The sequence below is a fragment of the Exiguobacterium sp. RM11 genome (genome assembly GCF_059821525.1).
The window spans coordinates 57809-70218 of record NZ_CM187558.1 but is presented as its reverse complement, the minus strand read 5'-3'; the positions used below and the strand labels follow the sequence as shown (position 1 = coordinate 70218).

Genomic DNA, 12410 nt, shown 5'->3' with positions numbered 1-12410 from the left:
CCCTATTTTGCTCTCTTCCTCAAAAAAAATCAACTATATTTAGTTATTTTTTATAAAATTTTTTAAACAAAAAAAGCCGCGAACAAAAATGTTCACGACTTGTCTTGTTACAAGACCTATATGGTTACGAGTAGAAGCTAATTGGTATCGAAGGATTACCCGCGTTTGGCTCCACGTCCACCGCGTTTCGAATCTGTTTGACGTTTCAACGTCGAAAGACGCTCGTCGCTGTCTTTCAAGAATTTGCTCATCAACGTATCGAATGTTTCTGGTTCGCGACGTTGTTCACCACGACGACCGCCGCCACGTGGGCCGCCACCGCGTGGGCCACCGCCACCGCGTGGACCCCCTTGACCTGGGCCACCTGGGCGTGGGCCACGAGAGAAACGCTCACCGGCGGGACGCTCTGGACGTTCAGGGCGTTCACTTACAGGACGATCGACTGCTTTCTTGATGGATAACCCGATTTTCCCATCATTTTCGACGTTCAACACTTTTACCGTGACTTCTTGACCGACTGTCAACACTTCGTTAATGTCTTTGACGTAAGAGTCCGCCACTTCACTGATGTGTACTAATCCTGTCTTGCCGTTTGGGAGCTCGACGAACGCTCCGAAATGCGTAATCCCTGTAACCTTACCTTGTACCTTGCTTCCTACTTCAATTGACATAAAATAATGTACTCCTTTTTTGATTGATTCTTTTCAATTATACGAGTCGTTTCCCTAGCGGTCAACGAACCGACTTATTCCTCTGGGGAGAAGTAGAAAATAATCTCTCCATCTTTGGAGAAGAGGAGCTCGTTTCGCGCCAAGTTCGCGATATAATCCTCATCCTGCAAACGTTCCACTTGTTCCTTCAACTCATCTTGCTCGGCTTTCTGCTCTTGCAACTCCACTTTTGCTTGTGCGTAAGCTTGTTGTTGGTCCGATACATAGCCTACCTTTGAAAAGTAACTTTGTCCAATTAATACCATGACGAATAAAAATAGGAGTGAGGCTGCCGCCAAACGACGTCGAAGATGAACTCTTCGGCGATGTGTGTCTTTTTCCAGCTGTTCTCTACGCTCATCTAGCGCTCGAATGCGCCGTTGTCGATCCATCGGATTACGTCCGTTCATCGCCTCATCCCCCTCCTCTTAATACATTAAGTATACTTTTTTTTACGAGTCGATACTACCGTCCATCTTCTCTTCTTTAAGTAAACGATACATTTCTTTCGCATCTTCTTTACGTGCATGTTCCGCAATCGAGTCAATGACGACCGTGACAAGCTTGTTTCCGAATCGAATTTGCAGCTCGTCTCCGACTTTAACATCGGTACTTGCCTTCGCCACTTGACCATTTAGCTGAATCCGCCCTTGATCTGCCACTTCTTTTGCGAGCGTGCGTCGCTTGATCAAGCGGGATACTTTCAAAAATTTATCTAATCTCATAACCCTTTCTCCTTTGCCTCGTTCCAAAGAGCATCCATCTGTTCGAGCGTCATCTGCTGAAGGTCACCATTCGCTTCTATATACTCGAATCGACGTTTGAACTTTCGGTTCGTCTGTTCTAACGCTTGCTCGGCATTTAGCCCAACGTATCGCGCGATGTTGACGATGGAGAATAATACATCGCCAAGTTCTGATTCGTCACTCAACTCTTCACGCCACTCGTGCAGTTCTTCTTCCAATTTTTCGAAAGCGCCCGACACGTCATCCCATTCGAATCCGATATGGCCGGCTTTCTTTTGAAGTTGTTCAGCACGCATCAATGAAGGTTGGTCGACGAGTACACCATCGAGTTGCGATTGTTTCTTTTCCCCTTTTTCCGCTTGTTTAATCGTATTCCAATTTTTTACCACATCAGAAGCATCTTCGACGGTGACATCTCCGAAGACGTGCGGATGACGGCGGACCATCTTTTCACTGATTGCCCCGATGACATCACGAATATCGAAATACCCTTCGTCTGCACCAATTTGGGCATGTAACATGACTTGAAGCAACACGTCACCGAGTTCTTCGATGATAGCATCGTCATCTTCTGCATTGATGGCTTCAATGAGTTCATACGCTTCTTCTAATAAATACTTCCGAAGCGACTCATGCGTTTGTTTGCGATCCCATGGGCAACCGTCCGGTCCACGAAGTGTGGCGATGATTTGTTTGAGCGTTGCAAAGTCTTTCGCCAAATAAGCTTCATCCGTGAGTGGCGGAACATAGAGCGTCGTCAAGTTGTTCACTTCCGCCATGCGATCCATCTCGAACAATGGAATGTGTTCGATTCGTTCTTGTGTGGTACCGGCACCTGTTACGAGGGTGACAGGGTGCTCATCCGGATATCGTTCCATCAGCTGCACTTTTACATCCCCCGCTACAAATCCATCGTACACTTGGCCAATCAACACATGTTGCGTCACCTGCAGACGTTCAAGGTCGAGCGCCGTCGCATCCAACAACTGAAAGCCGTTGATTGGATCGATTTGCAGTGCCTGGAACATCGCATCTAAGAAACTTTGCCCGCCGAGCACGTGAAGGTCCGCTCCACGTTCCACTAAAAGCTCGACAGTTCGCTCGGCGACGAACGGGTGACCGGGGACGGCATACGTGATTGCCATCTCTTCACTTTTGTTCATCAACGTCTCGACAATTTGATCGTACACCTCTTCAAACGTATCACTCGATTCATAAATCGAATCAAATGACTCGAATGTGAGTCCTTCTGACTCTAACTCTCGTACGACAGGGTGTTCTTTCGTCCGTAACCAGACGAGCGGTTGCTGCTTCAAATGACGGTACACTCCAAGTGGCAATTGATTCAGCTCACCAGACCCAAGACCGACCACCGTGATTGTATAACCCATACTAGTTCTCCTTTTTTTCGAGCACATCGAGGAGGCGACCACCGAACGGGATGAACTCCCATTCCGCAAGTGATAGCATTCGCGTGCTCCATAATCTCCATATATAAAGGACGGCTCCGCTACATACCATCCCGATTAACCATCCGAAGGCTGCGATTCGCGAATCGACCCACATCTGACCCACCCAGTTTAACACGGCAACGAGGAATAACATGGGCACCAGCGCTTTCGATAGCGATTTGTAATGCTTCGACCGAAACGACCCGAGTGGAATCGAACGGTCGAGCGCCCGAAAGTTATAGAACGCCATCGCCAAAAAGCCGAGTGAGGTGCCGATGGCCGCTCCTTCAATCCCATAGAAGGGGACAAGCCCCACGTTCACGACACCTTTTGCCAAAATCGCGACAATCATACTGCGAGCCGCAATCCATTCACGGTCGATTGCTTGAAGGCAAGTCATGCTTGCAATCGCTAACGATGCCGCAAACGTACTCGTTGCCAATAACACGAGCGCCCGCGTACCTGACCCATCTTCAAACAAGGCAACGTTTAAGAAAAACATCACCCCCATCAATCCGACGGTCGCAGCACCCGCAATAGCTGTTGTCACCCGAATCATCGAACGGAGCCCTTGTGTCGTTTTTTGCAGATGTCCCGCTCGATAGTGTCGGACGAGTGTTGGGACGTTGGCCATACCGATGGTCGTTGCGAACAGGATTGCAAATTGGACAAGTGGGTATCCCCGGTCGAACACGCCTTTGCTCACTTTCGCCTCGTACGTCCCCCCCATTAAATTGACGATTGTAAAGGAGTCGACGAGTTGCATCCATAAGATTCCGAGCGAGGCAAATCCGACCGCGAGCCCTGTCGTCAACAATAGGCGCAATCCATGTTGAAACGTGACACGTCGTACTTTTACGATTCGTAAGCCGCGCGCCTGATAGATTAAAAAGGCAATCGCCACAACCCCACCGACAAGCGTCGCGCCATACGCGTATTGACTGAGCGTGTATGCATCTTTTCCAAGACGTACGCCAATCCATAAGAGCGACAGCATGACCGTCACGCGTACAAAATTTTCTAACACTTGTGACCACGCGCTCGGTCGTAAATCATCCCTTGATTGAAAGGCACCACGTAACACGGCGGACGCCGGCATGAGTAAGTAACTCAAACTGATTACGCGAAGCGCCGGGGCCAACTGTTCATCCCCGAGCCACATTGCGAGTGTCGGGGCGAAGATCCACATCGTGACAACAAGCGTGATAGAAAGAAGAAGTAACGCATAAAAACTGCTCCATAACACTTCTAGCTTCTGGTTCGCCCCCTTCGCGCCGACTCCTATTTTCGCAATGACGACCGGCATCGCATAAATTCCGAGCGATGCGACAATCGCAGCGAACGGATAGACGGTTTGATAAGCATAGAGTCCAAAGTCACCCGCCAAGTTTTGATATGGGACGCGATACGCGAAGCTGATCAGTTTCGAGACATAACCGGCAAGGGCGAACAGGACGACACCTTGCGCAAACTTACTTGGCGACCGCATCGCCCACCAACCGCTTCGTCAGTTCTTCTAATACAGTATCGGCATCATTCAAGAGCTCTGTGAGTGGCATTCGACCACTGAGTGACAATTTCAAGGCTCCGTCTTCTTGACCGATTCCTAATTTACGACCGAGCGGCATCGTCCATTCCATAAAGGATGGTACATCGAGGGCTGTCGTCGAATCTTTCGATAAGACAATTTCAATCCGTCCAGGCGTTTGTTTGATTCGGCTCACTTTCGCCAGTTCTCCGTAAATCCGTAGACGTGTCAGCTGAATGAGAAGGGCGACTGGTTCCGGGAATTCCCCGAATCGCTCAATCAACTCGTCTTGTAAGGCGAACAACGCGTTTGGTGTATCGACGTATTTGAAACGCTTATACATCTCAATCTTCAGCTCACTATCCGACAAATAGTCGTCCGGGATGTAAGCATCCGCTTGGAAGGCGATTTCCGGCTTGAAGACGACTTGTTTCGCCTGTCCACGCATCCGGTCTTTCCGTTCCTCGATTGCTTCGGAGAGCATTTGAGAATACAGGTCGAAACCGACTGAATCGATGAATCCAGATTGTTGTGCGCCTAGCAAGTTACCGGCACCTCGAATCGACAAGTCGCGCATCGCGATCTTAAAGCCGCTTCCGAGTTCGGTGAATTCTTTAATGGCTTGAAGACGACTTTCTGCCACTTCGGTCAAGCGCTTATCTTTTCGATACGTGAAGTAAGCATACGCAATTCGATTCGAACGTCCGACTCGACCACGAAGTTGATACAGTTGGGAAAGTCCCATCTTGTCAGCATCATGGACGATAAGTGTATTGACGTTTGGAATGTCGATTCCTGTCTCGATAATCGTCGTCGAGACTAAAATATCCGCTTCCCCTTCAAGGAAACTGATCAACTGGCTTTCGAGTTCGCTCTCGGTCATGCGACCGTGTGCCGTCGCAATACGCGCTTCAGGCAATAGAGCTCGAATCTCTTCCGCTTTCCGCTCGATGCCCTCGACACGGTTGTAGAGGAAGAACGCCTGTCCTCCACGAGCAAGTTCACGCTCTAACGCTTCACGTAAGACGATGCCGTCATATTCCATAACATACGTCTGAACCGGGTAGCGGTTCTCTGGTGGTGTTTCGAGGACAGACAAGTCGCGGATTCCAATCATCGACATATGAAGCGTTCGCGGAATCGGTGTAGCCGTCAACGTGAGGACGTCGATGTTCGTCTTCAACTGTTTCAGACGCTCTTTATGCTTGACGCCGAACCGTTGCTCTTCATCGATGATGACGAGACCGAGGTTCGCGAACGTCACGTCTTTTGACAACACTCGGTGTGTCCCGACGACGATATCAATCGTCCCTTCCTTCAAGCCCTTCTTCGTCGCAGCCATCTCACTCTTTGAGCGGAAACGACTCATGACAGAAACGTTGATCGGAAATTCACTGAATCGCTCGAGCATCGTTTCATAATGTTGTTGGGCGAGGACTGTCGTCGGGACGAGAAACGCGACTTGTTTTCCGGCGAGCACCGCCTTAAATGCCGCTCGGATTGCCACTTCCGTTTTCCCATAGCCGACATCCCCACATAAAAGACGATCCATCGGACGTGAACGTTCCATGTCTGCTTTAATTTCAGCAATCGAACGGACCTGGTCCTCTGTCTCTGCATAAGGGAAGGAGGATTCAAATTGCCCCATCTCCTCATCATCCGGTGGAAACGCAAATCCGACCGAAGCTTCTCGTGCCGCATACAATTTAATGAGCTCATCGGCGATATCTTCAACCGACTTGGCGACTTTCGATTTAACTTTTTTCCACTCGGTGCCCCCAAGTTTATAAATCTTCGGTTCTTTCCCTTCGGCGCCGACATATTTTTGAACGAGATCAATTTGATCGACCGGCACGTAGAGCGCATCATCACCGGCATACACGAGATGGAGATAGTCCTGATGAATTCCTCCGACCTCGATGGTTTTAATGCCTAAGTACTTCCCAATCCCATGATGCACATGGACGACATAGTCGTTCGGCTTCAACTCTTGATAACTCTTAATCCGTTCTGCGTTCGTTAAGTTTTTCGTCTGACGCTTCCGTTTCGTCACACGTTTAAACAATTCCTCTTCTGATACGACGACGAGGCGACTCGTCGACAATTCAAATCCACCTTCGATTTGACCGATGATGACGGATACGCGCCTCGGTTCTAATTCTCCATCGACATTCGTGAACGTCGAATGAATGCCGTAGTCCGAAAGGAGCGCTTCAATCTTGTCCGCGCGTGACTTATCTCCCGCAAGCACGACAATGCGTTGATCCCCTTTTTGCCAGCGTTCCACTTCTTGCTTTAACAGGTGCATCTGCCCATGAAATGCCGGGAGTGGACGACAGCTCAAATGTACCGTCGCGGTTTCCGGAATCCCTGAGCGACGAGATGGAAGTAACGAGAACGCCACCTGTTTCAAGTCACGAAACACTTTGTGCATCGGGACAGCAAGCGTGTAATTGCTGACGGCTTCCCCTTTTTCGATGAGTGAAGAGAACCATTCCGCCTCTTCCCGCTCCTGTACGTCCGCGGCATCATCGATTCGCGCCACTTCATCTAAAATAAGTACGGCGTCTTTGCCGACGTAGTCTAAGAGCGTGGACGTATAAAGGAGTGGCGAATACTTTCCAACTTTATCCGGGAAATCACCACGCTCTAAGCGCTCGATGTCCGTTACGACTCCTTCCTCAAGCGCTTGACGAATCACTTCGTTCTCAATCAACTCGACGGTCCGGTCATATTGTTTCCGGAGTGAACGCCCGGCTTGTTTCAACTGATCGTCAGTGGCGATGAACTCGGTGGCAGGCGTGATGCACACTTCTCCTACCACACCGAGCGAACGTTGCGTCTCGGCATCGAACGTGAAAATGGAATCGATTTCGGTATCAAATAAATCAATCCGGTACGGACGCGCTTCCGTAAGCGGGTAGACATCCAAAATACTGCCTCGTACGGAAAACTCTCCAGGCGTCGTCACAGTAGCTGTCCGTTCATATCCCATGTCCGTCAATTGTTTCGCAAAGTCTGCCAACTCGAGATCACTTCCCGGCTTTAGCATGACACGACTGTGTTGCCACGCTTCCGGGCTCGGCATATAGCGTCGTAATCCACCGAGCGGCACGACAACGACGCCTCCTGTTTGGTCAAGGAGACGAGTACGGGCATCGATTCGAGCGGCCAACAGCTCAGGACTAGACGTCAGTGACAATTCAGCGGCCAGCGTCTCATCAATCGGATAAAGCAATGTTTTGTCCGGTCCGATGAGTGATTCGAGTTGATCGAACATTTTTTGTGCTTGATACATGTTATGCGTCACGACGACGAGACGTCTCGATGACGATTTCACAAGTCCTGCGAGGACGAGAGCTTTCGCGCTTGTTGTCAGTCCCGTCACCAATTGACGGTCTACTTTTTGTAGCCGCTCACGAATCACGTTCGTCTCCGGGAGCGCCACCATAAATCTCTCTAAAGCATTCATTTGTTTTCCTCCAACTCATACGACAAAAAAGGGTGCTATGACCCTTTAGTTGTATCGATTCATCAGCGCTAGCCAATCTGTATCTATGAAATCAGTGGCTGCGGTTACGGCGTTGTCGAGTGTTTCGTTCAACTCCGGCAAGTCCTCTTTCCGATAGTTCATCAACACCCAGTCGACGACTTTGATCGGGTGAGGCGGACGTCCAATCCCAAGTTTCAATCGCTTGAATTCTGCAGTTCCTAAGTGTTGAATGAGCGATTTGATTCCGTTGTGACCACCTGCACTCCCTTTTGGACGGAAGCGCAGTTTTCCTGGCACCATATCCAAATCGTCATAGATGACAAGTAAATCGTCAATCTCAATCTTATAATAATCTAAAATTGGACGGACGGCTTCACCCGATAAGTTCATATACGTAAGGGGTTTAACAAGTACAACGCGTTCACCATTGATTCTTCCCGTTCCCATGAGGGCGTTAAACTTCGCTTCATTCAGCGAGATCCCATGCTTTTCAGCGAGGCGATCAATTGCCAAAAAACCGATGTTATGTCGGGTCATCTCAAACTTTTTCCCAGGGTTTCCAAGACCGACGATGCATTTCATATCATTTCCTCCTGAACAAAAAAGCCCAAAGGCGAATGCCTCCGGGCCTCGTTTTTTAATCGAATAGGGTACTGACCGATTTGTGCTCGTGGACACGCATGATCGCTTCCCCAAGCAAATGGGCAACCGACATCTGTCTGATTTTGCTCGAGCATGGACGACCCGTCAAATCGATTGTATTTAAAACAACCAATTCTTTGATTGATGAGTTGTCGATACGCTCCATCGCTGGACCAGAAAGGACTGGGTGCGTACAAGACGCATATACTTCTTTCGCGCCAGCTTGGACGATTGCATCCGCTGCAAGCGTGATCGTTCCCGCTGTATCGATGATATCATCAATCAAAATTGCTGTTTTCCCTTCAACGCTTCCGACGATGTTCATCACTTCAGCGACGTTAGCTTTCGGACGACGCTTATCAATGATGGCAATCGGAGCTTTCAAACGTTCTGCCAATTTACGCGCACGTGTCACGCCACCGTGGTCTGGAGAGACAACCACGATATCCTTCGCTTGAAACTCTTCTGTTTCAAAGTACGTCGAGATGAGCGGCACACCGAGTAATTGATCAACCGGAATATTGAAGAATCCTTGGATTTGCGCTGCATGCAAGTCCATTGTGATGACGCGTGTCGCACCTGCTACCGTCAGAAGGTCAGCGACAAGTTTCGCCGTGATCGGCTCACGCGAACGCGCTTTACGGTCTTGACGTGCATACCCGTAATACGGCATCACGATGTTGATCGTACGGACAGAAGCACGTTTGAGTGCATCAATCATGACGAGCAATTCCATGAGCGTTTCGTTTACAGGTGAGCTTGTTGATTGGATGACATACACATCATCTCCACGAACACTTTCCTCGATGTTGATATAGAGTTCACCGTCGCTGAAACGTTTGACTTGGCAATCACTGAGCGGGACACCAATTTCTTTCGCGATTTCTTCAGCAAGCGGGCGGTTCGAGTTTAAGCTAAATAGACGAATTTCTCGTTCGTATACAGTAGACATGTTTAGGATTCTCCTTCATCGTTTTCCATAGTGATTGGCAGCAAGTTATCGTTTTGTGTAACCTTCTTTATTTGTTTGGCGTTCACGCGCAATCGCGAGCGCCTCTTCCGGTACGTCATTTGTAATTGTCGAACCGGCTGCGACAATCGCACCTTTTCCGACTTTTACCGGGGCAATCAAGTTGACGTTACAGCCGACGAACGCATCGTCTTCTACCACTGTCTCGAACTTGTTTTTGCCGTCATAGTTGACCGTGATTGATCCACAACCTAAGTTGACACGTTCGCCAATTGACGCATCCCCGATGTAGCTCAAGTGCGAAGCTTTCGCACCGTCACCAAACGACGATTTTTTAATCTCGACGAAGTTTCCGACGCGTGTGTTCGCACCAAGTACAGCTTGTTGGCGCAAGTGAGCGAACGGTCCGACCTGAGCCGCTTCACCGATTTTGCTATCTGTCACGACAGACTGACGCACGACTGCATGATCTTCAATCACACTGTTGCGGATATCTGAGTTCGGTCCGATGACACATTCCGAACCAATTGTCGTCTTCCCAAGGATGACCGTACCCGGATAGATGATTGTATCCGAACCAATCACCACATCTGGAGAAATATACGTCGATGCCGGGTCCATGAACGTGACGCCTTCACGCATAAGACGTTCGTTCGTGCGTTTGCGCATGATCGCTTCCGCCTGTGACAAGGCAACGCGGTCATTGACCCCGATTGTCTCATCAAACGTTGGCGCTGTATGTGCTGCGACGACTTCGCCAGCTTCTTTTGCAATCGAGATGACGTCAGGCAAGTAGTATTCACCTTGCGCGTTATTGTTTCCGACTTGTTTGAGCGCGTCGAACAATAACTCGTTATCGAACACGTACGTTCCCGTATTGATTTCATTGATGGCAAGTTCTGTCTCAGAAGCATCTTTATGCTCAACGACTTTCGTCACGTTCCCATCTTCACCACGAACAACGCGACCGTATCCTGTCGCATCATCTGCAATCGCAGTCAACACAGTAACTTTCGCTTGTTGCGCTTCGTGATGAGCGAGAAGGGCTTCCAACGTTTCTGCCGTTAGTAACGGTGTATCTCCGCAGACGACAAGTGTCGCCCCTGCTTTACCCGCAAGCTCTGCTTCCGCCATTTGAACAGCATGCCCTGTTCCAAGTTGTTCTTCTTGGACCGCATATTCCACTCGTGTGCCGAGCGTATCTTGTACCGCTTCCGCCCCATGGCCAACGATCACGATTTGACGACTGACACCGATTTGGTCTAACTGGTCGACAACGTGCTCGACCATCGGTTTTCCTAGAACCGGATGAAGTACTTTATAAAGCTTCGACTTCATTCGCGTCCCTTTTCCTGCTGCCAAAATGACTGCAAAACGCTCCATTCTTCATTCGCTCCTATCTCACAACAGCTGTGATTGGTCTGTATAGTTCGGCTTTTCTGCAACTAAATCCTATTTACACCGTTTCTACTATATCGAAACCATGCCTTCGTTTCAATAGTTGTACCGTTCCTTAACCAATGAAACGCAAAAAAACAGCGGTAGGTAACCTAACCGCTGTTTGCTGTCATTCATTCGTGCCGGACGACACGTGCTGAGGGTCCAGCACCTCCACTTCCATATTGGAATAGGCTTCCAATACAGCCGCTTCAACTTTTTGTCGCATCTCCCCGTTAATCGGATGCGCGATGTCCCGAAAAATACCTTCTGGTGTCCGTTTGCTCGGCATGGCGACAAATAGACCGCTACTTCCTTCGATGATTCGAAGGTCATGTACAACGAATTCATGGTCAAGTGTGATTGAGGCCAACGCTTTCATTCTGCCTTCTGTCGCGACTTTGCGAATTTTTACGTCTGTGATCTGCATGTTTCGCATCCCCTTTTTCATCGTTGTCTATGCCATGGTGTGGTCTTCTGTAAGGTTCAGTTGGTTTCGAACGAACGTCATGACTCGATATTGATAACTCTATACCCTTTAATCATAAATCGAAATCAAAATTTTGCCAATCATTTTAGGAACTGTTCCACATTCCCCCGTGAAATGGTGACAAGCCCTTCATCCGGGTCAACATTCGTCAATTTCATCAAGCTGACGTATTCGCTGACCATCTTCTTCTCGGCGCCTTCTGCTTCCATCAACACACCGACACCTGCCAGGTTCGCCTCGAATTCGTTCAAGAGACTCATCATCCCCCGAATCGTTCCCCCCGCTTTCATGAAGTCATCGATCAAGAGCACATTCGCGCCACGCGGCAGGCTACGACGTGCGAGCGCCATTGTGCGAATCGCCTTCGAAGAACCTGATACATAATTGATACTGACCGTCGATCCTTCCGTTACACGACTATCTGAACGGACGATGACGAATGGTACACCTAATTGTTCTGCGACAGCATAAGCAAGGGGGATTCCTTTCGTCGCAATCGTCATGACCACGTCGACTTTACGATCGGCGAATACAGACGCAAAGACTTGTCCCATCGGCTTCACCTGACTCGGATTACCTAGTACATCTGTGAGGTAGAGATAACCCCCTGGTAAGAGACGCTCCGGTTTTGATAATTGCTCACAGAGCGTATCAATCATCTCAAGCGATTTTTCCTTACTCCAGCCTGGGATAAACATCACACCACCCGCTGCACCAGGAACGGTCACAAGCTTTCCGATCCCATCATGAGATAACATCTCACTCACGATGACAAGATCTTCACTGATCGACGACTTTGCGGCTTTATAGCGACTTGAAAACATCGACAACGAGACAAGCTGATGCGGATGGTCAAGCAAATAACGGGTCATATCGACGAGACGACCACTTCTACGAATTTTCATACGGATTCTCCTTCACATCTTCAATAATAAACGAATGT

11 protein-coding genes are annotated in these 12410 nt (G+C 49.1%); all 11 read right to left on the bottom strand.

The window, feature by feature from the left end; translation table 11 throughout:
- Positions 1-155: 155 nt before the first annotated feature.
- A complete protein-coding gene (locus AC5LIL_RS00375; RefSeq protein WP_339963800.1) occupies positions 156-671 on the bottom strand; it encodes a S1 domain-containing RNA-binding protein in 516 nt (171 codons plus the stop codon).
- Between the two features lie 74 nt (positions 672-745).
- Positions 746-1120: an FtsB family cell division protein gene (locus AC5LIL_RS00370; RefSeq protein WP_074036621.1), complete on the bottom strand. Its 375-nt coding sequence runs from the start codon at positions 1118-1120 to the stop codon at positions 746-748.
- 42 nt (positions 1121-1162) lie between these two features.
- A complete protein-coding gene (locus AC5LIL_RS00365; RefSeq protein ID WP_214697198.1) occupies positions 1163-1435 on the bottom strand; it encodes an RNA-binding S4 domain-containing protein in 273 nt (90 codons plus the stop codon).
- Entirely contained in the window at positions 1432-2847 is a 1416-nt protein-coding gene (gene yabN, locus AC5LIL_RS00360) for a bifunctional methyltransferase/pyrophosphohydrolase YabN (RefSeq protein WP_499824536.1), read from the bottom strand. Before yabN ends, AC5LIL_RS00365 begins: the two co-directional genes overlap by 4 nt.
- A gap of 1 nt (position 2848) precedes the next feature.
- On the bottom strand, positions 2849-4396 hold the full coding sequence (locus tag AC5LIL_RS00355; RefSeq protein ID WP_499824534.1) for a polysaccharide biosynthesis protein: 1548 nt from the start codon (positions 4394-4396) through the stop codon (positions 2849-2851).
- A complete protein-coding gene (gene mfd, locus AC5LIL_RS00350; RefSeq protein ID WP_499824533.1) occupies positions 4380-7907 on the bottom strand; it encodes a transcription-repair coupling factor in 3528 nt (1175 codons plus the stop codon). Before mfd ends, AC5LIL_RS00355 begins: the two co-directional genes overlap by 17 nt.
- A 45-nt stretch (positions 7908-7952) precedes the next feature.
- Positions 7953-8510 (bottom strand): aminoacyl-tRNA hydrolase, encoded by a 558-nt coding sequence (pth, locus tag AC5LIL_RS00345; protein ID WP_214749835.1) that lies wholly within the window; start codon positions 8508-8510, stop codon positions 7953-7955.
- A gap of 55 nt (positions 8511-8565) precedes the next feature.
- On the bottom strand, positions 8566-9522 hold the full coding sequence (locus AC5LIL_RS00340) for a ribose-phosphate diphosphokinase (protein WP_214697188.1): 957 nt from the start codon (positions 9520-9522) through the stop codon (positions 8566-8568).
- A 45-nt stretch (positions 9523-9567) separates the two neighbouring features.
- Positions 9568-10923 carry a bifunctional UDP-N-acetylglucosamine diphosphorylase/glucosamine-1-phosphate N-acetyltransferase GlmU gene (gene glmU, locus AC5LIL_RS00335; protein ID WP_214761674.1) on the bottom strand — a complete coding sequence of 452 codons (1356 nt, stop codon included), beginning with the start codon at positions 10921-10923 and terminating at the stop codon, positions 9568-9570.
- A 184-nt stretch (positions 10924-11107) separates the two neighbouring features.
- The gene (gene spoVG / locus AC5LIL_RS00330) at positions 11108-11407 is read right to left on the bottom strand and encodes a septation regulator SpoVG (protein WP_499824532.1); all 300 of its coding nucleotides are present in this window, start codon (positions 11405-11407) and stop codon (positions 11108-11110) included.
- Between the two features lie 140 nt (positions 11408-11547).
- A complete protein-coding gene (purR, locus tag AC5LIL_RS00325) occupies positions 11548-12372 on the bottom strand; it encodes a pur operon repressor (RefSeq protein WP_012727734.1) in 825 nt (274 codons plus the stop codon).
- Positions 12373-12410 lie beyond the last annotated feature (38 nt).

Excerpts from the sequence above, each read along its gene's own strand:
- AC5LIL_RS00340 (WP_214697188.1), bottom strand. The coding sequence starts at position 9,522 with ATGTCTACTGTATACGAACGAGAAATTCGTCTATTTAGCTTAAACTCG.
- AC5LIL_RS00370 (WP_074036621.1), bottom strand. The coding sequence starts at position 1,120 with ATGAACGGACGTAATCCGATGGATCGACAACGGCGCATTCGAGCGCTA.
- glmU (WP_214761674.1), bottom strand. The coding sequence starts at position 10,923 with ATGGAGCGTTTTGCAGTCATTTTGGCAGCAGGAAAAGGGACGCGAATG.
- spoVG (WP_499824532.1), bottom strand. The coding sequence starts at position 11,407 with ATGCAGATCACAGACGTAAAAATTCGCAAAGTCGCGACAGAAGGCAGA.
- pth (WP_214749835.1), bottom strand. The coding sequence starts at position 8,510 with ATGAAATGCATCGTCGGTCTTGGAAACCCTGGGAAAAAGTTTGAGATG.
- yabN (WP_499824536.1), bottom strand. The coding sequence starts at position 2,847 with ATGGGTTATACAATCACGGTGGTCGGTCTTGGGTCTGGTGAGCTGAAT.
- AC5LIL_RS00375 (WP_339963800.1), bottom strand. The coding sequence starts at position 671 with ATGTCAATTGAAGTAGGAAGCAAGGTACAAGGTAAGGTTACAGGGATT.
- AC5LIL_RS00365 (WP_214697198.1), bottom strand. The coding sequence starts at position 1,435 with ATGAGATTAGATAAATTTTTGAAAGTATCCCGCTTGATCAAGCGACGC.
- mfd (WP_499824533.1), bottom strand. The coding sequence starts at position 7,907 with ATGAATGCTTTAGAGAGATTTATGGTGGCGCTCCCGGAGACGAACGTG.
- AC5LIL_RS00355 (WP_499824534.1), bottom strand. The coding sequence starts at position 4,396 with ATGCGGTCGCCAAGTAAGTTTGCGCAAGGTGTCGTCCTGTTCGCCCTT.
- purR (WP_012727734.1), bottom strand. The coding sequence starts at position 12,372 with ATGAAAATTCGTAGAAGTGGTCGTCTCGTCGATATGACCCGTTATTTG.